The organism is Bacillus sp. FSL L8-0099 (assembly GCF_038006385.1).
Taxonomy (GTDB): domain Bacteria; phylum Bacillota; class Bacilli; order Bacillales; family Bacillaceae_G; genus Bacillus_A; species Bacillus_A toyonensis.
In genome coordinates this window covers 1799412-1823102 of record NZ_JBBOVC010000001.1, presented here as the reverse complement: position 1 = coordinate 1823102, position 23691 = coordinate 1799412, and the positions used below count along the sequence as shown (strand labels likewise).

Here is a 23691-nt window from a genome sequence, read left to right as displayed (position 1 = left end):
ATCTTTGTTCTGATTATTGTCACAAAAAGTTGTATGGCATATGAAGTTACCTCTTTTCAAATCATTTTCATCAAAGTAAAAATATCTCCAAACTATATTAGATGCTCTTTTTGAAAGCAAGACACAAGATATTAGTAATCATAGTCATCCTCTTCCAATGAGTCAGCTTGTGTCTTAAACTTTACAATATTATCTTTTTTATCATCTATCGTAAGATTAACTATTTCTATACGTTTACTGAACTCTTTAATGTACACCTCAGGATTCCCGAAGGTTTCAGACAGAGCATAATTCACTGTATCTGATTTTGTACTGCCTCTTTTCATCACTTTATCTAACTCTTTTTCAGACCCTATAATAGTATAGAATAGTCCGTCTAGCAAAGCCTATTGATTACTATTTGTTTGTTCTAATACTTGAATTCGTTCATCCTTTTTTCCAATCTGTTCTGATAAGTTTTTGGAATTATTTTGAAGTTTATTAATTTTATTTACAAATCTATCCAGTAAGTCATTATAGGGTAGGAGATATTTAATTAAAGATTCTTTATCTCCGTAATGTTTTTCTATTACATCAAGAATATCAAAAACGTCTAAATCTTCCGTTTCAGACAAGGGGATAATTCTTTTCTTTACTAAATTGTATTCGTCTACTAAATGTTTTCCTTTTGTCTTCCACCATGTATATCCAGGATAAAAATCAACTTTATTATTATTGTATTGCGATTTCACGAATTCGTAGATATCCTTATATGTGATTTTAGATTTGATATTGTGGTTTTCATCATATTCAACAATCAGGTGCCTCAATGCCGTCTCTTTTTCTATATCATCTAAAATCCCTTTAGTACCGATTTTATTCATCATCTAAAACTCCTAACATAGACTTTAATTTTGCGATTCGTTTAATGTCTAATTGAATTTCCTTTGATGCTGAAGATAAATCTTGTTTAGTATAATTGTTTATGTTTTCGAGATTATCTAGTTTCAGTTTAAACAGAGACTGTATGAACTTAATTTTCCCTCTTGTTTCTTCATAAAGTAAATTTAGGTCAGAAGCTATAAGATTTCTTTTCTCTTCAATTTCCTGATTAGCAATGGACCAATTTTCACAAAAATAACAGCCTCGGTGTTTCCAATTAAAGCTAGGACAGGGCATAGTCTTGTCCATACAGGAGCCCAAATCTAATTTTAAATAGCCCTCTTGTTCCTGTTCACTTATATTCTTGTTGATATAATTTTTTTTACTTTGATTCTCAAAAAAGTCTTGGGTATTTGGATGTAAAAATGAAATTTCGTTTTCGTTAAATGTAGAGTTTATTGGTTTATAGTGATTAAATTCTTTCTCCATTTTCTGTATTTCAATATCCATCCAGTTTTCCATATGATTGAAATAGCTATATTGAATATCTTCTGTGATATGCCCTGCTAATCGTTGAATCTCAACCTTGTCATATCCCTGCATCATCATATTAATAATTGCGATGTGCCTTAAATCGCCAAGGTTAATCATTGTATCTATACTTCCGACTGCTGAATTAGAAATAAATGCTTCTTTTGATCCCTTAGAATAAATTGTTCGGTAATGCTTATTTATAGAAACAATATTGATGTTATACTTTTCGTGTATTATTTCTTTGAAAAAACTTGCTATTGTAGTATTGAAATCGTTATAGTTAAACAAAGAATCTTTATCGTATGTTTTTTTATCGTAGCCAAAATAATGGCGATACACATTGTTTGAAATTAAATAATTCGATAGTCCATACTGTTCTGAGAGAATTAGATAGCTTTGAAAAAGGTCATACAACTCTTTTGGAATAGGTAACGTGTCGTATTCAATGTCAGTTCGATGTATACCAATTCGATCATACTTCATTCTTGGAAATGTAATGAAATGATTCCCGTCTTTTAACGAAAAGCAATTTCTTTTAATGTGACAGAACTCATTTATCCTCATAGGAATAATAGTTGTTAGATTCCACCATAAAACTAGAGGGAAATATTTAAGTAATTCTTCACTTTTGTTTTGTTCTGCTTCTTTGTACCAACTGTCTAAGCATTGTTTTATAGTTATAATATCTTTAAAAGAAGGCAACTCTCTGTAGCTTTTTTCCAACTTAATTTTGGCTTTATACTCGCTCAAATCATTTATGAAATATACAAATTTATCACGATTATAGAATTCTAAAAAATCGACAAGATCTATAATAAATTTATACATAACATTATTAGACACTTTTTGGACTTTATATTGATTTTTTGGACTTCTACGGATGAGATTGGATTCCTGTATCATTTCCAATAATTCACTAGTATCTCTAAGACCTTTTGTAGATAGAAAAGCAGCAATAAGATTTGAAAGCTTTGCCCGTGTTACCGTTATAGAATTTTCATTTAGTTTTTTTACTATCCAACATTTTGCTGCAATTATTAATTCCTCTTTATTTTCACTTCCACTAAAACTTAAGGACTCTTCTATTTTCTTATAATTAAAAACTGCATTACTTCGTGTAAATTCTTCATTAAAAATCCATTCATTATCTTTAAAATTGACACGAACTTTTTTTACCCTATTATCATCATAGGCTTCCAATAACCTTTTTGCCTCTTCTACATTCTTGATGACATCAAATCTCGCACTTCTTATATCCTCTGGATTAATACTGCTGAAATCTAGCGTTAACGAACCTAAATTTCTGTTTCGCACCACACATGTCACCCCCTTAGAATTCCCAATGTTCTAAATCTTTTCAAACCTTTTGTTGATAAATCAAGACCTAAGTTCTTTATGCGCTCTGTCTTTCCTTTTACAAATCCATCTACAACTTCTCTACCAAATCTACTTCTTGCTTGGTCTACAACGTTATGCAGAAGGAAGAACTGGTTTGCAAGTTTCTGTTTTTCACCAATAAGTGCACTATCAAACTCTTTTGATATCTTTTCCATCATAAATATATAATTGTCCATTATATTTTCTAGGGCATACACATTAATCATTGATGCCGCACAAGTATCACACAATGGTCTTTCACCGTATTCATTCTCATATTTACATTCAGAATAGATACATTGGTGGTATCTCTGTTTTGAAGGAAGTGAGCCCGTTAGAGATTGGTAAAAAAGATCACGAAGTCCTTCTAAGTCAAACTCTTCAAGATATTTTAATACATGGTTTCTTTCTGTTGCGATTCTGTTGATTAATCCTGCGGTCGCCTCAATTTTAAAAACATCGCCGAAATGCTTATTCACCTCTAACATTCTTTCCGTTTCGATATTTTTATTTGTTTCAGGACCAAAAAGTATATTCGTTAGGGTTTGTGTCACAAATCCAAATTGATTTCTTTCAAATAATTCATCTACAAGATTTTTCACCTGTCCGTCAGAAAGTTTAATATAATGACTGATAGTGGTTTGAGCTTGCAAGTGGCTTCGGGATATTTGGGTTTCTTTTAGGCCTTTTCCCATATGCCTAAGAACTGACCAGATTAAAGTACTTAGCGTTCTATTCATCTTCCTATTTTCAAATTTAAAGTCAGCAATGAAATCTATAAAAAACTCCTTATGTGGATTATACGTTTTCACTAAATGACCTGAAAGTTCTATTAAAGTGGAACTGTTTTCTAATATTGCACTTCTACGAAATTCACAGATGCTTATTGCAGTTGCAAATGCAATTTTAAGTGGCTCCCCAATTGTGAAAATTCCTTCTGCACTAATATCAGTTTTATTTATTTTTGTAACATATCTACCAATCTGATAGATAATATTGTTTACATCCTCTATTGAGGGATCATTTTTCTTTAACCACTCCAAACTTTCAATTGAAGTAGTCGATAGATTGATTCTTGGGATTTGAGTTATTATCGTGCTATGTCTCCAATTATTTGTTAATTGAACTAAGATATATAACCAACAACTGTCATAACGTTTATATTTTATATAATCCCAAGTTCGAAGTAAGTCACTAACGTCTTGAATTGCCTTTTCTTTATGAAATGCTACACGATTGGTATATTTGTATAATTCATGGTATTCCTCTAAAGAATATATATCTGTGGCTACTTCCTTAATCCTTTTAAAGTCTCTTGGATCATTTAATTCATCCACGTTATATGGTAAAGGAAGTCCTTCCATAGCAAAGGCTTCAAGCATTTGTTTTAAGAAATTGTAAAAATCCCTTTGATAACTTCTCCTAATATTAAGAGTGTCGTTAAGAAATTTATTGTTAATTTCTTTTCCAGAATATGAGTATATTTCTTGATTAAAAATAGCGAATATTATTTCCGTACATCGGGCAAATTGATTAGTCTGAAATATAATCCGAGTCTTATCAGACATCCTAGTTCTAAGAAGGAATTTTTCGACATACTGGTACCATAATAATTTCGTATTTCCCTGGCTTTTCGTAAATTTAATATTTAGCACTTGTTCAACTTTATATACAAAATCTTCAAAAGGATCTTCTATGGACACAGTATTCATGTCCAAGTAAAGCTTATAATCCTCCCATAAATCGTCAATTTCATCTTTTTCATATAGTTTCATTTGGACTCCATAATATGAAATCAGTAGTGGAGGGGGAGCAACCTTTGTTACTTTTATTCGAACCTTATCTTCTGATCCCTTAATATAATGTGCAAAAGCGTCACTGTATTTTGTTTGAATTTGCTTTGCTGTATAATAATGGTTGTTATATTTATCAATAAGTCTTTCTTGTTCAAAATGTAATTCGTGTACTTGTTCTTTATTGAAGAGCATTCTATCTCCGTAATGCTCAGAGATTACCAACATCTTTTCTTTTATTAATCTTTTGATAGTCGCATTACTACAATTTAATATCTTCATAGCCTCATCAGAGGAATAATAGCCGTGTTGATTTTTGTATAGCTCAAAGGTATGGGATCTCCACCCCCATACCTTGTTACCTGCTACCATTTTTATTATTTCAGTTAGTTCTATTAAAATATCTTTTAATACAAATATTTCCAAATTACCACCGAGTATTATTTCATCTGGATTTATTTTTTTGTAATATTTGTAAATCGTATGTCGGCTAACAGACTTTTCGAGTTGTCTAAAAAGAAGTTTCTTGGGTATATAGTTTCTGAAAAAACGATCTATATCTTCTTTTGAATACAACTCATTAACAGTTTGACCGTATTTTTCATCAAAGTAATTATTCTCTAAATCAACCTTTGTTATTTTACATTCGATTGGTAACACTTGTATGGACTCTTTTAATTTATTAATAAAATATTCGTTATTTGGATTTTTATTAAACTTCTCCACAGCTATTTCGTATATCGACATATAGTCTTTAAAATTCATTTCTAATTCCTTTCCCAAAATTCTGGACCTCCTTCCACATTTTGTGATTAGTTGGCATGTTTAAATTGGCTATACTTTCTGATTGGTCGGGAGAAAGTAAAGTTAAAGCCTTTCGTATATTAAAGGTAGCAGTTATGATGTCGAAATAGGATTCCATAGATTGGGTAGATCTATCCCCTCGCAATACTGCGGTTTGTTTTTCATTAAATCCAGCGTCCAAACACATATTAGTAAACACCCCTCTACCAATGTGTGATCGCCATTTAGTTTGAGAGAAGTCTAGATAATCCTGATATCTCCCAGGAGTTCCAAGTAACATCCCTAAATAGGAATTCTTCAATTTCAAAAATCTCTTATCATACGTATCTGCCGACATTGGATTCCCTTCGGAATCATAAAACAGTGCAGTGGGGTGCAATGGTTTCTTTACCTTCTTAAGTACGACTTCTATATGATGCTTATATAAGTAATTTAAAATCGGATCAATCAAGCAGGATTGGTCTCTGGGATTCTTTACCTGCATTGTTGAAACGTCATTAAATCGAGTAAACAAATCATTTTGACGGTCTCTTATAAGCAGCACTAAACCTTCCACGCCATACCCTTGCCCGTTCTGCGATTTTAAAGCCGTTCTAGTGAGGTTCACTACCTCTCCTTTACGCAACCCTCCAAACATTTGCAATGCCATTCCAAATGCAATGTCAGGTGTTTCATGCTTTGCTACGTAAAGTATCTCGTGAATATACTGCAAGCGAATAAAGATCCTATTCTTGTTAGATTCATGATTTTGAGGGACTATATCTTTTCTTTTTACTTTTTCGCGTAAAAGCGTTTCATCGGTCTTTTTATAGGTAAAATCAATTTTATATACTTTTCTTATTTCTTTTCGGGTTCTTACAGATACTAGCTTGAATTTTGGCTTATGCTTTAGCACTTTTTCATCCCATAAATACTTATAAAACTTAGATAGGAAATTCTCTTTCATTTCCAACGTCTTATTTTTATTTGATTTCTCATCCACGCAGTACTGTAGATAAGCATTTGCGTGACTCTCTTGTAGATCTTCCAACCCATTAATATCAGTATATTCCATCAACTCTTGATTCACTTTGTCTAATATAAAGTTTAAAAAAGGAACGATAATTTGTGCTACGGTGATTTCAGTATTTACAGAGCCTGAATTTCTATGATAGTGCTTATATAAAAAATGAGTAATTGGATGTGGGTATGTCTCTCCAGTTGTTAAATCTTTTAATACTATGATAAAAGATTTAGTCTTTATAATATTCCCCCCTTGTCTTCGAGGATATTGAACTGCTTTCCAATCAAACTTATAATTATTCTCTATCTCCATTTTCTCCAAATAAACCACCTTTAAATAAAGAATATTCAATCTATTAACCTTAGATTTACCCTTGATAATTATCAAATAAATACAAATACCCCATGTAATTACAATTAAACTTATTACAACATTTTTTTATTTGCACCTTCCAAAATTATAAGACATAGCTAAATTGATAATCTTATTACTGTACTTATTTTATTATTTTTAGAAGTTATAATTATAGATTTTCATAAACTCCTCATCTTGTAAATACCCTTCATTCAATAAACAAAAAATTTCATTATCTTGGAGGGTAAACCATTCTGTAGACTGAAATAGTGAATGCCTTTTATTAATAATTTTTTTCTTTACATACAGTTCCAAGTTAAATGCATTATTATTTGAAATAACTTTCAATTTCTTAAAAGTACCATTAGGAAATTGAAATCTATAAGCTTCTTCTGCTTCTATAAAACGTCTAGATAATTAACTAAATGTAACGCATACTTTATATGTTTGGGTACTCTGATTCCCAAAAACATATAAAATTCTAGCCTTTTTATATGTTTTCATTAAAGTGAAATTATAATCTAAATTTCTGAAATCATTCTCGTAACAAAAAATATCGCCTGGATAAATTCTACTTATAATAAACATATCATTTTCAAATTTTTCGTTTTCGACTAAAAAGTTCGATTTCTTTTCTAAACCTTGATAATCTATAATCAGTAAAAAAACAAACTTGTTAATAAGAAGCTCGTACACATTGTCAATATGCATTATTAAATTTTGACTACTATCAAATACTTTATAACGAGTTAGGTATTTTAAACTACTACTTAATTCGGCTATTTGATAAAGCTCCTGATCCTCAACCGCTTTTGCTGTTTCTTTTCAGCTATATTCTCTATAATAATAAACCCACTCATTAAGAATATTATTAATTTTAATACAAAAACCTTTTACCTCCCTATCTAACAACATATTGTTGATATAAAATAATATTTCATACGCATTCGAAAAATTTTCCATTAAATTTCTTAATGTAGTATCAAGCGTAGAAATTGCTTGATCAATCGATTATTTAGACCATACAGCTCACTTTGCAATTGGATATAGTATACTTCATCTAAGCTCCTCCCTTAAACTATCATAAAATATAATATAGTCATTATTAAATTATTTTTTAATACCTATTATGAAAAAAAATATAAATTTTTCGTAATAGGTATTTTCTATGTATTAAGAAAAAAAACGTTTCTCTAAAATAGAGAAACGTTTTTTATAGTTATTTTAGGGCCTTTCAAATACATCTTTCAAAAATTCTTCATCCATACGCCATTCTGGTGAAGCTGATTTTGGTTGGGGAATTTTTTTCATGACTTTTTCGTGTTCTAGATTAACAAATGCTTTTATATCACTAGCAATTTCGTTGTTTTCAAGTATTACATTTTTATATCTATTCAGAAAGTCCCATGTTCCCATCATCAATATATCAAACCCATTTCCATAGTGTTTAAAAAACAATAAATCACCATCACCTTTTGGATATTCTATTTCAGGAAGCCTATCTATAGACCTTTCAATTGTCTGTATAAACCAAATAGCATCCCAAATATTGTGAGTTAGTCCACCAGAAAATATACGCCATAAACTCTCATAACTTATGGATATTATCGGAATCATATTTGCAGATACGCTTGTATCACGGGTTAGCTTCTCCTCTATCGATAAAGTTTTTCGGTCCTCCTCAACCCTTAAAATTAATTGGTCCATAGAGAACTTTAATGCAGCTTTATATCCTACCCTAATACACACATTATCTAAATGACATAACGCATTAACCAATTCATTTTCTGCACCATAGTTTATATTTGATAACGCTAACTCATTAATGCTTGCAATAAGCCCGTGTTGATAGAATGAAGGTTTAATTTCAACATTTTTCTTTAATAATTCAAGAAGGACCCTTAAAGAGTGTATCTTAAATACATTATGAGACCTTCCTCTCCATCTCATTGCTAATTTATCGATTAAGATTACTCTTTCAACTTCGTCAGCTGCTAAAACCCTTCTTACATATTCATTAGAGGTCTGTATGGTTGAATCTGTTGGGATATCCATTCTCACCAACAATGAATCTATTGGTAATTTTTGAAGTTCGCTTTGATATTTATCTTCTTCTTTCCTCCATGCCTTTCTTTGAAAATCCCGAGCATTATCTTCGATTTGTTTTTTTAAATCGTATTCTTTTCTGTTTAAACTTGTGAAAAAGTGATTTAATTCTGACTGATCAAGTTCTACCGCAAAACTATTTTCAATTTGATGCATAATTTGAGTTCTTAAAAATCGAAGCATATCTTTGCTATTTAATATCTGAAACAGTTTTTTTAAATCTATCAATTCACTATCCTTATTACAAAGAACTATATAATCTTCCCAACTGGTCACATTGAGTGCATCATATACTCTGATTTCCCAGCCGTTCGTTAAAACTATAAATCTAGCTTGAACTTCAGGATGAACTGCATATAAATGGGCTTGTAATAAATCCCCCATATCCATATTCTTCTTATTACCAGGTTTTGCCTCTATAATCCAAAAGCTTTTTAGTCTAATGGTAGGTATATAATCGATTTGTACACGACTTCTACCTACCCTATGATAAGGAGTACTTAATTTAAGGCTTTTCTCTCTAACAACGTTGTTAACAGTTCCCTTACCATAACCTAACTCTTTTAACAATGGTGCAATAAATTCTTCTCTTATATCAGATTCATTCCAATCTAAAAAATCTTGTGATTTCCAATTTTCAAGAAATTTCTGATACATATTTTTCCCCTCACTGTTTCAATTTAATTTCGTAAACTTAGTTCTTGAGTAATAATTCACTCATATTTTATCTAACTGTACTACAGTACACCATAATATTTTAATTACTTTGGCATCCCTATATATACTTTATTATTTACAAATACATAATTTGAAGGGATTAAATTGTACAAAAAAAGCCTACTGTAGGTTTGAAATATAACTTGATTAAAAACTCCTCAAAAATCAGCATTTTACAATAGATAAAAAAGTACATTTTGAAAAACGGTTAATAAAAATTCTAACTGACTTTTGGTATAATGATATTTGATTGATTTTAACACTCTTAAAACAGTTAAACTTTCTTCAAAACGGTTATTCTTTATTTCAAATCCATATTTTGATTTTATTTTATTACTTTAATTCTCTTCAGTAATTCAATTCTTCCAATGTTTTCATACTGTTCATTAACATATTTAATTACATTATTTAAGTATTGAGATAAAACATGAAGATAGTCCTTGAAATTATCAAACATAATATCGGGTACTTGTTTCTTTTCATCAAGTAGCATAAATAGTTTCCACCAGTCAAAATGCATAGGTACTGGAAAACCCAATTCTTTTAAATTTTTTTCCAGGTCATCTAAATATCGTAATTGTGCTATGTTTTCTATATTGTTATCAATACATAAGGCTTCTTTTTTTCTACTTTGCTCAATTCTTCAACAACATTTAATATTCTAGGTAAAAAATCAAATGGATCAAAACATTTAGGGACATTTGTAAACTCGCTCTGCTCAAGCATTTCCCCCATGAATAGTTTCCGTATTTTTGAAACGATTTCTTTGCTTTTAAAAATAACACCGCACTCGTAATTCTTATTACTATTAAAACTAAAGTTAGCCGATCCAATATAAGCGAAATTATCCGCAATAAAAATTTTCGAGTGATTAGTTGTAAGCTTGGCACATAACACAAAATTTTTAAATATTTCTTCGATCTCTAATTTATCTTCATTAGAAAATGACATTTTTGAATATAGCAAGCTAACATCAATCCCTAAATTAGCGAGGTTGGATAGCTCTTTGTAAAAAGTTCTTTCGTATTTATCCCTAAAATTAAAATTGTATGTTGCTATATTAATAGTTCTTGTTTCTTTCTTACACCTCTCTAACAAATCATTCCACAGGTTCGCCTCTTTAAAAAAAATCACTTCGCCTTCTTGAAATGGTATTTCTTTTATCATATATTTGCTCCCGTCCTTTATTTGAACATTTACTTACAAAGTACTCTGTATATTTAATTATACATGATTAGGAAATGACAAGATTGTAAAATGACAATAAAGTTTTTTAAGTTTAAAAGCTCAAACAAGCATAATCCCGTTCTAAATTTAAGACGGGGTTAAAAATATAGTTGTTTAATTTTTGATGTAAGATACTTCACTACACTAAAACATATAACAATAAAGTCGTTTAAAAATCTAATTTATATTCAACAATAGCGCCCGATTTTTGAATATAATGACCCACATTTTTTAACAACTTTATTGTAAACTAAACAACTTTTTTGTCACTTAACAAAGATGAAAGATTTTATATCATCTGGGGTTGGAAGGGGTGTTTTACACCGAAAATATATATAATATTTATATAAAATATAGTTCGGGATGTAACTTTAAAATAAAGCCTGCTCAAAAGCGTTCGTCAAGCTTATATTTTCCGGTAAAAGAAAGATTTCATTTTGAAAAAAGATTAATCAAAATCGAGCCTTATCTTTTTAAATGAACATTCCGTTTAATAAAAAAAGTTTGATTAAAACTCACATAGAATCCTTTAATCGAAAAGGAATAAAGCTGTTTTGCTTTTTTCTAAACAGTTAGTCTTTTTTCAAAACTGTTAATCTTTATTTCAAAGGAGCATAAGCCTTACTACATTTAAAATGTAATAAGGCTTTTAAAAGTTGTTCAATACCTTATTGTTCTTTAGAAATTTCATTCATAAAAAAATAACTTAGAAATTATAAGTCTATTATAGTTAAGTATGCGTAATAATGTTGCAGTAATAAATTGAACAACTATTGTGGATTAATATACTCTATGCGAATCATTCACAATTGACGCAAACTTTGCAACTTTTACGTGAAGATAACCCAGTTATTTAATTATTCTTTTAGCAATAAAGTAGGGATCTATCTAAATCAAAGATAAATATTTACTAAATTGAAACCGCTAAAAATTAGAAATCAAAGTATTGAAATTGAGATCTATTATAATTGTCATCAATTATTTTATCGATTAACACTTTGGATGTTTTTTCTAATAGAGGAATCATTTTTGATGTTTCCTTAATAGCCTCAAGAGTGATATCTTCCCCACCATGGACAATTCCATTCCTTTTATCATACATGGAATCTATCCACCTTTCTGGTAAATCCCAATTTTCTATTTCTCCAAAATAATCTATAAAGCACTGATAAATTTGATTTTTGACTCCACTACTTGTTCGATCTGTAACAGTATGAAATTTCTTCGCCAGTATTTCTATCACATTCCAGAAAGCTAAAAATTGATCAAATGTATTATGCGATAGCTTGCCCTTAGAATACCACCCAATAGCTCTTAATAGTTTAGGTTGTTCTGACTCAAATTTTCTAGCCATATTAAAGGCGGTGATTATATTAGATTTTGTTAATATCCTTCTACTTGTAAAATTTCTTGTCATATTAAACCTACCCTCATTTTTATTTAATTGGATAGGTATATCATTAGTTAAAGATAAAATATCTCTCATTCTTCCAAAATAAACATAAGCAACCGTTTCTGCGATATCTATAGTATCTGCATAAGCCGTAATAGTTGCTTTAAAACCATAAGAGCTTTTTGATAGTTCTATATCACTATAAAATTGAAGTTGATCAAATCCTTTTTCTTGTTTGAAACGTATATTGCTTTTAATTGATATAGGACCAATCACATCAAAATCAATTTCCCATATTTTTCTCTCCAAAATACTTCCCCCTTCATTACGAGCGATCTTTATCGTACCTACGCTTTTCTTCCAGCCTTTCCACCAAAATGAATCTTTCCTTTATCTTCATTAACTGAAGCAAGTTGCCTGCCATACTCTATTTGCAAAATATCAGTTGCAGATCCTTCATCAAAATAAATTACCTTTTGCACATCAACAAAACTCTATTAAAAAATGCGCCGTTTTCAGATTTACCCCTATTACCATGCATTTTATTTTTAAATTTTTTGTTAGTTTAGAATAATTTCTAACCAAGATTTAAGAGATAAACTCCGAATTATTGTTGATCCGATCAATAATTCCAATAATTGCCTTAACATCCCCCATATTATGTTTGAACAAAGAAGTGATACTTCCTAGTGTTCTAAACGGGTCTTGCTGTAATACTTGTTTATCAAGCGTTCCATTCTTCACAACATAATCCACAATTAATTCAACGAATTTTGCTTGTTGAATATTTAGACGTTCTTCAGATAAAAATTCCGAAAATTCCCCCATTGCAGCTTGGCGATCTAGCCCAACAATATTTCGAACAAGTCTTGTGATTGGTGTATCACCAAAGTCTTTTTCATATTGTTCTTTTGAACCTAACTCATGCCACAGTATGGCTTCCAATGTTTCAACATCTTGCTTCGTTAACTCTTTATTATGGCGCAATTTATAAATAGCAAGCTGATCCAGATGCTCATTTAAATAATGCTCTACTTTCTGACGATAGCTTTGTAAATCGTTCACATCTAATATGGATCCATTTTCTGTCTGTTCAATTACTTCATCTTTGAAATCAGTATAATAAATTTTTTGTTGCCCACGTTCAATAAATTTAATCAAATCACGTAATGCTTCACGGACTTCTTCTAGATCTTGCAGGGAAGCTTCTTTCCAAAATGCTCCGTCTTTTACTTTTTGAATAACCTCTTTCTGTCTGACTACTTGTGGAATAGAGCCCAATTTTGACAATGCTTCAGCTGTACTCATTACTCGAACAATTGATTTCGTTGCATTGTTTGAATTTAATTTAGCTAATTCAATTGTATACATTAATAAATCGAAGCGTTTAGCTAACTCATCATCATCATAAGGACTAACTAAAGGAGATACATGCTCTTTTATTTCGTTCGTTTGAATAACAGATAATGAATTCCAATTATTTTTTTCCTTATACTTATGAACATACTGAATGTGTTGACGTACCCGGAAATTTTCATCATTTAGTGATTTCACATCTGTTACTAATTCTTCTACAGTTTCTTGTCTAAATTCCTTATAAGGACTAACCTGATATTCAATATCTTGCAATTCGCGTACTATATCAACTTTTGAGTTGAATAACTTTTCTGTTAATGTTTTTGTTATTTTAGCTTCTGTGCCATGTTGATTTGCACGAAAATACTCAAAATTACCACACCAATCAAATATTAAGAAGTGCTCTTTATCTTGACCTAGACCAAATAAATTCGAACATAGTCGCGTACCTCGTCCAACCATTTGCCAGAACTTTGTTTTCGAACGAACCTTTTTAAAGAATACTAAATTTACCACTTCAGGTACATCAATTCCTGTATCTAACATATCCACAGAAATTGCAATTTGTGGCATTTTTGAAGTTGTTGAGAAATCATCAATTAACGATTGATAGTAATTTACACTATAATCAATGACCTCTGCGAAATTACCACCGTGTTCAGGAAACTTCAAATCAAACCGTTCTTTAATCGCTAGCGCATGACGATGGTTTTTAGCAAAGATAAGGGTCTTTCCAATTTTATCCCCACCTTCTATATGAATCCCATTCGTCATTAAGCTCTCTAAAACCATATCAATTGTATTTGCATTAAATAACCAATTATTTAATGCTCCACTATCGATATCTCGCACATAGGGCTCATCTTCAAAAACATCTTCAAATTCTGCTTTTTCTTCTTCCGATAGGTCATCATAAACGATGCCATCTTCTAGAAATTTTGTTTTCGTTTCCAGTGTTTTATAATCTACCAGATAACCATCTTCAACAGCCTGCGATAACTCATAAGCATACGTTGGAACTCCATTTTCTAAATTAAATATCGAATATGTATTTTTATCGACTTCATCTTTTGGTGTCGCTGTTAAGCCAACTAACATCCCATCAAAATAATCAAAAATACTTCGATACTTTTGATAAATACTTCGATGAGATTCATCAATAATAATCAAATCAAAATGACCAACTGTAAATAAACGATTGCCATCTTTTGTTTTTGTTTCATCAATCGCATTCATCATCGTAGCATATGTTGAAAAAATCATTCGACTCTCTTCTGGATTCCCCTTATTTTCAAGTAAATTACATAAAGATAAATTTGGCATTAAGGCGTTAAAGTTTCGCATTGCTTGTTTTACTAAAGCCGTTCGATCTGCTAAAAACAAAATATTTTTCACCCAATTATGCTTTGTTAAAATGTCAACAAGTGAAATAACCGTACGTGTTTTCCCACTACCTGTTGCCATTACAAGTAGAGCTTTTCTTTGATTACGTTCAAACATATCACAAACAGAAAGAATGGCCTCTTTTTGATAATAACGGTTTGTAATATCATCATTGATTTCTACATCTTTCAATGGCCTACGAAGAATACGACGATCAATGAGTAACTGTACTTCTTCTTTATTATAAAAACCAGATGTTTTACGAGCACCATAATCATCATGCCAAATATATGTTTCATATCCATTTGTATAGAAAATAATTGGACGCAATCCCTGTTCTTTTTCAATACAATCTGCATAAAGCTTTGATTGTTGGCGCCCTTCTTTTGGATCTTTCGAAGTTCGTTTCGCCTCTACAAGCGCAATGACTTTACCGTTGTCACCACGTAATACATAGTCAACAAAACCTTCACCTGTATTATTTGGCATTCCCTTTACTGGATACTCTTCCTCGATATCTTGACTAAACTGCCAACCTGCTAATTTTAGATCTAAATCGATATACATTTTACGTGTGTCAAACTCACTGATTTCATCCACAACAAAGTTTGTTTCTTTTGTATGCTCAACACGTTTAGCTGTAAACTGACTGCGTAGTGCTGCATTCTCTTTACGTAATTCTTCTAAATCTTTATCTTTCGCACTTAAAAACTCATATAAATCTTGTAGCTCTTCGGGGCGCTCACGCTTTTCTACGCTTGTATGTAGAAGTACTTCATTGAAAGTAGATGCTGTATATTCATCAGCATAGCAATAGTCAATCCATGACACAAATTGATGAAGATGATGAAGTACTAGCACCGCTTCATCATGTGTAATATTGGCATTCGTATGAACAGCAGTATTCCCTAGCTTCACCACATATTTCATCATTGGTAATAACTCTTCATCAATGATACCTAAGAAGTTACGATCATGAATCAAACTAGATAAATTATCACGATATGGTACCGCGACATCATCATCAACTTGATATACCCATTTCACAGCAAGTTCAAGCGCGCGACGTGTCAAAATAGCACACGTCGCAGGGCTTACAAGCATTGCATTCTCAGCTTCCATACAAGCTGTCGCAAAACTCTTAAACTGTTCTTTTTCTTTTAGAAACAAAAAGTTCGTCATTAACCCAACCACCTTTATGACTTAATTATTATATTTGTTCTTGGAAAAGTTCACCTTTAAAAGCTTTTTGTAATAACGATTGATGGAGTTCTTGTATACTTTGCAAAGAATTTTGCAATAAATTTTTGTGAGAATTAATTTGTTCTAGGTTATTATCAAATTCATTTTGTAAATCGATTGGGGGTAAAATAATTGGAATGCTTCGGACAGCATCCTTTGTTATAGATTTGGTTACAGCACCTTGTACCCTTTTTTGAATTAAATTTTGTCCTGCCTTTGTATTTAATAAGTAGTATATAAATCTATTATTTGCTTTACTATTAACTCGGATCATAAATTGATTCATACCTAGTGAAACAGGTCTATTTAAATTAGGCATAATATATACTTTCCCAGCACTACCTATCTTATTAATAATAATTTCTCCACCAAATACCTGAGTTTTAGTTAAAAAATTATATGCTTCTTCTGTAATATACTTAACATCTTCTGTATAATTTTGGTGTTCTAAATCAGTAGTTCGTATCATTAATGCATAGTTTTCTTCATCTAATAATTCCACATGATTTTTTAGTACTTGGTAACTCCCATTAGCATGATAATCTGTTAATACGTTTATCACATCACCAAAGCAAACTTTGATCCAATTTCTAGTGTTATAAATTGGATCACCAAACATCTCTAAAAACAAACTTTGTGTTAATTCGTCTAATGCTGCGATTTGGGATTGACGTTTTTTTATTAATACTTCACAATCTTCTAAAATAGCAATGATCTTTTCTTGAGCACCTATAGATGGAATACTCACATTAAGCTTTTTAAAGTCGGCTACAGCAAAACTTGCTTGGTTCACAGACTTTTTAATAATTTTATTTAAACTTTTTTTAAACTCAAGCGTTTGGAATAAGTAAATAATATATTTCGGTAATACTATATTTTGGTCTGCTCTCAAACATAATAAATTCATACCATGAATGATTAACTCATCATTAATTTTTTTATATAAAGCCGACTTTCCAAGGTGAATTTCACTATTAATATGAGAAGTTAAAATATCACCATCCTGAAGAATATATTTCTCATAACCTGTTATATCTTCAATTCCAGCATACCCCATTTTATTACGATTAATCTCACCTTTAGAAATAGTTTCTATACGTGTAATTGGATAACCACCAGGGATACCTTGCTTTATATTCGCACCATTGCGAATAAATTTAAATAAATCCCCTAATTTATAATTCACATAACTCACCCTTTCAACTTCTCTTTTAATTCCTGTAATTCATGAACTATTTCATTTTCTAGGTCAAGAATATGCTGAATTACAATTTCAGGAGCTTCATACTCTATTTCCTCATACTCAATTTCTTTATATTTATTAATCGAAAGGTCCCAATCATTTTCTTTAATTTCTTCAAATGGCACAAAGAATGATTGCTCTGTACGTTTACGTTCTTTTTCGTTTTCTAAATTACTGTAGCGTGCAACAATATCTGGAATATTATTTGCTTCAATCTCATTGCGTTTATCATCTAATGAGAATCCATCCGCTTTCATATCATAGAACCATACGTTTTCCGTACCACCAGCATTTGTTTTTGTAAAAATTATAATTGCTGTCGATACTCCTGCATATGGCTTGAACACACCACTTGGCATCGAAATAATGGCTTCCAATTTGTTATTCCCAATAATCTCCTTTCGGATTTCTTTATGGACTTTTGAACTACCAAATAACACGCCATCTGGTACAATTACTGCTGCTCGACCACCTGGTTTTAAAATACGTAAAAATAGCGTTAAGAATAATAGTTCCGTTTTCTTCGTTTTTGTCACGGCTAGTAAATCATTCGAAACAGCTTCATAATCTAATGAACCTTTGAATGGTGGATTGGCTAATACTAATGTATATTTTTCTTTTTCCTTATTGTCTTCTGAAAGAGCATCACGATACGCGATATTTGGTGCATCTACACCATGTAGCATCATATTCATTGCACCGATACGTAACATTGTTGTATCCATATCATTTCCATGGAACATATCGTGATGGAAGTGTTTTTTTAAGCCCTGTACAAGGAATAAATCACTGTGATTTTTACGTAGGTATTCACTTGCTGCAACTAAGAATCCTGCCGAACCCATTGCCGGGTCAATAATTATATCTTCTGGAGTAGGCTTCATTAACTCTACCATCATTTTAATGATATGACGCGGTGTACGAAATTGACCGTTTGTACCTGAAGTTGCTAGTTTTGATAATAGGTACTCATATACATCACCTTGTGTATCTCGGTCTTCCATTGGGATACCATCAATGGCTGATACAACACGTTGCAAAGTAGATGGTTTGTTAATTTGGAAAATAGCATCTTTCATATAAGTAGAGAATGCAGATTCATCTTGTCCACCAAGCTCTTTGATAAATGGAAAGATTTCTTGTACCATCTTATTGTACATATCTTCTGCATCACCTAAGTTTTTAAATATGTTCCACCGAAGGTATGGCTTATCTTTTGGAAAAATCCCATCATGTTCTAATCCTAAAAGTTCAGCATCTTGTTCTTTTGCTAATTCTACCTCATCTAAACCTTTCATAAATAACAAGTATGTTACTTGCTCAATATTTGTTAAAGGATTGGTACTACCTTCTGTCCAAAGGGTTGTCCAAATCCCATCAATTTTATTTTTTAATTCACCTGTAATCATGTCATTACCGCCTTTTATTTTATAATAATATAGTGCTCTGTACATTTGAAATCCAATTTCTCAAATACTTCAAGCTTTAACTGTTTTTGACGTCTTTTTAGTTTTTCTATCTTCTTATCGATATTGATAGCTTCCTCTTCTTATTTCCTAACAATCTCTTCTTGTTCCTCAATAGATAATATTGGTACAGGAAGGTTATTTACATCTTTTATTGGTAGGTTTGGAACCGTAGACCCTGCCATTTGATTAGCAAAATAAAATTGTGCAATTGGTGATTCCAAATATAACTTTAAAAATGCTGGAAGCAACAAATACCAACAAAGTTTTGAGACATTAATACATTTTCTCTATCTGATTTAAATATTGATATTTTACGATTAATACCACGAATTGATAATAAGACATCATTATTTAAAATAAGGTTATTATCAATTTTAGCATTATTTTGGATATTATATTTACTTAATTTATCAAATTGAATATCGTCGTTTACAATATCAGAAATCTTTAATGCTGCATATTCTCTTTCATCAACTGATGTGATAAGAGAATATTTTTCAATCCATTTATAAACCTTTACTTCTGATACGCCATAATCGCTGCTTAATTCTTTTACTAGTTGTCCCGAACGATTTAATTCGACCACTATTTTTTTAAACTTTTCATTAAATTTCTTGTTTGTCATACGGACTCTAAAATAGTTACTTGCCCTTCCTTTTATACATATGTTCCACCTATACACGACACTTTTGTTTGAACTCATTCATAATAATAGTCAAACAAACATAGCTCCCATAACTCTTTATGTACCAAGCGTTAAGAGAGCTATTAAAAGCATATTTACTATTGTTTGTCCATCCTTATCCATATAAAATAATTAATTTCATTGTATAACTCCCTATCTGTATTCCAGTGTTACTTTCATTGTATATATGTTTAGAAGCGATGATAAAACAACAATCTTATTTATCATTCGCGGGTCGCTCCCAAAAATGGGATAACTATAATATTATACGCTTTTTCTTTATTGCTTCACAATAGGAGAGTTGCATTATCCAAGTATCCTCTCTTAATTCGTCTTTCGTAACATGGTAATTGGTATTTCTAGATTTCATGATTTTATAAATAATTCTAAATCTATTCACATCTAAATTAGCTACTACATTTCAAAAGATGAGACTTCTCTTTTCTATATGTCCTTGAAGTAAAAAAATGTGATTTGATATTACGATTAGTTCTCATATAAGAATCCGTCTTGCTCCAAACATAATTATGTTTGGAGCGAGACGGATTCATTTACTCAAGATTTTAAAATATGGGTTGAGGACTCTCCTAATCTATCCCATGCTGTGAATGCTCAATTAAAAGTAACAAAATTACATTTTTTAAATATCATACTTTTATTTCAAAGTTATACACGTTTAGTAAACCTTATGATCCGATACACAATTATTGCAGTAATCGAAATAATAAGAGCGGTTATCAAGCCAGCTTCTCCAATCCAAATCTCTAATTGATATCCTGTAGTTGCACGTGCAAAAGGCCCTTGAATAATAGCATTCCAAGTGGTGTGGATGATAACCGACGGCCAAACACTACCTGTGATAAGTCGTAAATAAGCTGTAATATAACTGAATGGTACAATACAAAAATAGATGCCAAGTACAGAGAGAAAGACAGATGTTCCCTCTACATATAGACCAGCAATAACAATTGGGACATGCCATGTTGCCCATATTAATCCACTAATAAGGATTGGACGTGAAAATTCCGCATCGACTAGCCTTGTGAGCATATAACCCCGCCAACCCATCTCTTCTCCCATAACTGGGATTAAGTTAAGCAAGCTTCCTAAAATTCCGCTCAATACTACTATAAAAATGAAACGTAATGGTATCGGTAGATATTGAAGTCCAAGTATATTGTAGATAGGTTCTAGCATACCACCTTGTGGGAGCTGAAACCTCGCAAATCCGCTAAACCAGGCAATCGAATATGTAATTCCACATATTATCATAGGTATTATCAGGGCCAAAGTAATCCCCTTCCATATCTTTAAGTTATCTAGACTAAAAGATACATCTTTAAAGCCTTCTCGCAGTATGATACGAGTTAGAATAGAAGAAATTGCAGGAGTAAACATATATACCACAATTAGCGGCATGCTTTTCGTAATCATTATTACTACATTTAAAAGAATAGAAGTAATGAACAAAATACTTAAAAACAGTTGCAGTCCTTTTTTAGCACGTTGGACTTTATCCATATTGTGGAATGATTTTGCATGTAATATCATTGTAATCCGTCCTTCCCCTTTTATTAATTTGTTTATCTAATCAACTTCCTGTCATTTCGAGAAATACAACACAGAATGAAGATGTTTTTTCATATTGATTAATCAATCCCCCCTCTTAAATTCATAATCTAGCCTTACTTACGATTCAATCATGTAATTATTCTTCATAAGTTGTCATAACCGATAGTACGAAACTGTAATGTTTAACCTATGACCTGTGTCAAATAATCTTGTGACAATATGTAACTAGAAAATATGATATGGAATAAATAAAAATTGAATTACGGCAATTGATTCGTGCAAGTACATGAATCAATCTTGCTTTTGAAAATAATTCAATTGAGGTGAAAAAAATGAATAAAAAAAAGAGGTATTGTGGAATGGTTGCAATGGTTAGTACAGCTATATTAGTCGCAGGAGGTGGAGAAGTAGGAAAAGCACAAACAGTTGCAGTTGAAGATTCAGCTCAATCAATCCAAAAAAATATCGTTAAATCAATACAATCACAGGCGCATCCATTAAAAACGACAGAACCGTCAAAACCATTTGAGGATTTAAAACCACTTAAGAAAATGATTGGGAGCGCACAATATGTAGGATTAGGAGAGAATACTCATGGAAGCTCTGAAATTTTCACTATGAAGTTTCGACTTGTGAAATATTTGGTTACTGAGATGGGTTTTACAAATTTCACAATGGAAGAAGATTGGGGAAACGGATTAAAGTTAAATGAATATATACAAACAGGAAAAGGAAACCCTAGGGAGTTTTTGAAATTGTTATATCCTACTGATGAAATTATTGCCATGATTGAGTGGATGAAAGATTATAATGCTGATCCATCCAATAAAAAGAAAATCCAATTTATCGGACTTGACTTAAAAACAATGGACCAAAGTGTCTTTAATAAAGTAATTGATTATGTAAAGCAGCATCGACCAGATTTGCGGGCAGAAGTAGAAGAAAACTATAAAGATCTTTCTTCTTTCACTGGAAGTATACAGGAATATATGAATCTTGCTCCTGAAATGAAAGCAAAGTTCAAGGCAAACGCTGAGAAAGTAGCCCAATTACTAAAAGATGAGAAGGAACAGACAAACAAAGATGTAGGTTCATCCGAGTACATCTGGGTAAAAGCAACAGCGAATGCAATAGAGAAATTTACCACAATGCTGCTTTCTAATGACTACCCAAATGTAATAAAGCTACACGAGCAATACTTGGCCGATCATGCAATGTGGGCACAAGAGACATTTGGTGGTAAAACTATAGTATGGGCACACAATATTCATATGGCTAAAGGAATTATCGATGAGAAATTATACCCTTATGCTGCGGGGCAGTTTTTGAAGGAACGTTTAGACAATAATTATGTCACAATTGGTAGTACAACTACGGAGGGAAATTTCACTTTATACAGCGAATATAATCCTTCTACCGGAGGTAAGATTGCAACAGATACTATTCCACAAAATGTAAAAAGTTTCAATTACACCCTCGGAAAAGTACCATATAAAATGTTTTTATTAGATAACCGTCACCTTAAAGGACACGCAGAGAAATGGGTTAGAGCAAAAAGGCCATTACTAAGTATAGGGGGACAACTCCTCCCAGACGGTTCGTTATACTTTGATACTTCATTGCTTGAGCAATTCGATATTATTTTTCATATCCGAAAAACAAGTCCATCTCATATTAAATAAGAGTACAAAACAATCCCTTCTTGCAGATCTAAGAACGGGATTGTTTTGTAGAGGATTAATAAAATCGTCTTGTTTTTAACTAGGAATAGGCTAATCCCCCCTTTTATCATCATGTAAAAATGTCATATGACATTTTTACACTAGTGAGTTTGACAAAAAAAGCAGTATGATGCGGTTATTACATAGATAGGAGCGATGCACTTTATGAGATTAAGATTTATCCAGAATGGTTATTTTTTATTACTAACTTTCATTACAGGTTTGTTTTATTTTTGTTTTTACTTAATAGCTCTGCTATTCAGTTTCACCCTTTCATTTACGGTAGTTGGGATTCCACTAGTTATACGTGTACTACAAACTACCACACCCTTTATCCAATTCGAGCGCATACAAACGAAAATTTATACTGATATTTCGACAGACTCTTACGATAGAAGTGTAACAACGGATACATCGGACTGGGCTCAAGTGAAATTAGGACTTACGGATCGCCGCACTTGGTCTGCTGTCTTTTGGTTAATGCAGAAATTTGTGATTGGTATTTTCAGTCTCATTAGTGCAATCATTTTTTATGTAATGCCACTTATGTTCCTGTTAGCACCACTATTGTATCGATACATCGATATGAATATTATTTTCATACAGATAGATACTTTTCCAAAGTCACTCCTTGTAATGTTTATGGGTATAATGTTTACCGCCATAAGTCTTAAAATAGTAGATGGTTTAACGAAAAAGTTTGGAGGTTATACACGCAGTATGATTCAACAACTAAATCGATAGAAATTTGTAGTCTACGAATAGTAGGCAGTTTAAACTTAAAAATATAACAATGCAAGAAGGATTATTCTATAATATAGGAAATGAGAAAGAAGGCTACTTAGGGGGTA

At 31.5% G+C, this 23691-nt stretch carries 14 protein-coding genes and 1 pseudogene; 2 read left to right on the top strand and 13 right to left on the bottom strand.

Going from position 1 to position 23691, the window contains the following annotated elements; all coding sequences use genetic code 11:
- Positions 1-386: 386 nt before the first annotated feature.
- The 13 genes and pseudogenes from MHH42_RS09405 to MHH42_RS09345 all read right to left on the bottom strand — a co-directional run bounded on the left by MHH42_RS09405 (position 387) and on the right by MHH42_RS09345 (position 21098).
- The gene (locus tag MHH42_RS09405; protein WP_340893220.1) at positions 387-863 is read right to left on the bottom strand and encodes a hypothetical protein; all 477 of its coding nucleotides are present in this window, start codon (positions 861-863) and stop codon (positions 387-389) included.
- Positions 856-2712 (bottom strand): hypothetical protein, encoded by a 1857-nt coding sequence (locus tag MHH42_RS09400; protein WP_340893219.1) that lies wholly within the window; start codon positions 2710-2712, stop codon positions 856-858. Before MHH42_RS09400 ends, MHH42_RS09405 begins: the two co-directional genes overlap by 8 nt.
- A 5-nt stretch (positions 2713-2717) precedes the next feature.
- Positions 2718-5348, bottom strand: a complete 2631-nt coding sequence (locus MHH42_RS09395; protein WP_340893217.1) for a DNA-binding protein — start codon at positions 5346-5348, stop codon at positions 2718-2720.
- The gene (locus tag MHH42_RS09390) at positions 5320-6684 is read right to left on the bottom strand and encodes a hypothetical protein (RefSeq protein WP_340894718.1); all 1365 of its coding nucleotides are present in this window, start codon (positions 6682-6684) and stop codon (positions 5320-5322) included. Before MHH42_RS09390 ends, MHH42_RS09395 begins: the two co-directional genes overlap by 29 nt.
- Before the next feature lie 1266 nt (positions 6685-7950).
- Entirely contained in the window at positions 7951-9489 is a 1539-nt protein-coding gene (locus tag MHH42_RS09385; protein ID WP_340893215.1) for a hypothetical protein, read from the bottom strand.
- A gap of 651 nt (positions 9490-10140) precedes the next feature.
- The gene (locus MHH42_RS09380; RefSeq protein ID WP_340893213.1) at positions 10141-10716 is read right to left on the bottom strand and encodes a phospholipase D-like domain-containing protein; all 576 of its coding nucleotides are present in this window, start codon (positions 10714-10716) and stop codon (positions 10141-10143) included.
- 991 nt (positions 10717-11707) lie between these two features.
- Entirely contained in the window at positions 11708-12478 is a 771-nt protein-coding gene (locus MHH42_RS09375; RefSeq protein ID WP_340893212.1) for a methylamine utilization protein MauJ, read from the bottom strand.
- Positions 12479-12516: 38 nt separating this feature from the next.
- Positions 12517-12651, bottom strand: coding sequence for a hypothetical protein (locus MHH42_RS09370; protein WP_340893210.1), 135 nt, complete (start codon positions 12649-12651; stop codon positions 12517-12519).
- Between the two features lie 106 nt (positions 12652-12757).
- Positions 12758-16090: a DEAD/DEAH box helicase family protein gene (locus MHH42_RS09365; protein WP_340893209.1), complete on the bottom strand. Its 3333-nt coding sequence runs from the start codon at positions 16088-16090 to the stop codon at positions 12758-12760.
- 28 nt (positions 16091-16118) lie between these two features.
- Complete coding sequence (locus MHH42_RS09360) at positions 16119-17336, bottom strand: restriction endonuclease subunit S (protein ID WP_340893207.1); 1218 nt, start codon at positions 17334-17336, stop codon at positions 16119-16121.
- Between the two features lie 5 nt (positions 17337-17341).
- Positions 17342-18802 (bottom strand): type I restriction-modification system subunit M, encoded by a 1461-nt coding sequence (locus MHH42_RS09355; RefSeq protein WP_340893205.1) that lies wholly within the window; start codon positions 18800-18802, stop codon positions 17342-17344.
- A gap of 520 nt (positions 18803-19322) precedes the next feature.
- Positions 19323-19487: pseudogene (locus MHH42_RS09350) on the bottom strand (transposase); the annotation flags it as partial.
- A gap of 726 nt (positions 19488-20213) precedes the next feature.
- On the bottom strand, positions 20214-21098 hold the full coding sequence (locus MHH42_RS09345; protein WP_000600478.1) for a CPBP family intramembrane glutamic endopeptidase: 885 nt from the start codon (positions 21096-21098) through the stop codon (positions 20214-20216).
- A gap of 380 nt (positions 21099-21478) precedes the next feature.
- On the opposite strand from MHH42_RS09345, the gene MHH42_RS09340 reads away from it, so the two are divergent.
- Positions 21479-22801: an erythromycin esterase family protein gene (locus MHH42_RS09340; protein WP_371399357.1), complete on the top strand. Its 1323-nt coding sequence runs from the start codon at positions 21479-21481 to the stop codon at positions 22799-22801.
- Positions 22802-23005: 204 nt separating this feature from the next.
- The gene (locus MHH42_RS09335) at positions 23006-23584 is read left to right on the top strand and encodes a sensor domain-containing protein (RefSeq protein ID WP_098129644.1); all 579 of its coding nucleotides are present in this window, start codon (positions 23006-23008) and stop codon (positions 23582-23584) included.
- The last annotated feature ends 107 nt before the right edge of the window (positions 23585-23691 follow it).